Source organism: Vibrio genomosp. F10 str. 9ZD137 (genome assembly GCF_049974785.1).
In the GTDB taxonomy this organism is placed as follows: Bacteria; Pseudomonadota; Gammaproteobacteria; order Enterobacterales; family Vibrionaceae; genus Vibrio.
Genome location: NZ_JBNGCJ010000568.1, coordinates 1 through 570 on the forward strand (window position 1 = coordinate 1; position 570 = coordinate 570).

Annotated in this window: 1 protein-coding gene; it reads left to right on the forward strand. The window is 48.1% G+C overall.

Features of this window, described 5'->3' with window-relative positions; genetic code table 11:
* A partial coding sequence (gene htpX, locus ACP45E_RS13805) for a protease HtpX (RefSeq protein ID WP_069585120.1) occupies nt 1–570 on the forward strand: 570 nt, incomplete at both ends.

Sequence of the window (570 nt, forward strand, 5' to 3'; positions counted from 1 at the left end):
GCTGCCGTATTTGGATTCGGTGGTTCGTTTATTTCGCTGCTGATGTCAAAGAAGTTGGCTTTACGCTCTGTGGGTGGTGTTGTGATTGAAAGCCCGCGAAATGAAACGGAACATTGGTTGATGGAAACCGTGAGTCGTCAATCTCAACAGGCTGGTATAGGGATGCCAACGGTAGCGATTTATGATGCGCCAGATATCAATGCTTTTGCAACCGGAGCAAAGCGAGATGATTCACTTGTCGCGGTGTCAACTGGGTTACTCCACAGCATGACGCGCGATGAGGCTGAAGCGGTACTCGCCCATGAAGTTAGCCATATCGCTAATGGGGACATGGTCACGATGACGCTGATGCAAGGTGTCGTCAATACGTTTGTGATTTTCTTATCCCGCTTTATCGCCAACATTGTTGCATCAAATAACAATGATGAAGGGGAGGGGGGGAGCAATATGATGGTTTACTTTGGTGTTTCGATGGTGCTGGAACTGGTTTTTGGTTTCCTAGCAAGCTTTATTACCATGTGGTACAGCCGTCATCGCGAATTTCATGCTGACTATGGTGCTGCGAAGCTG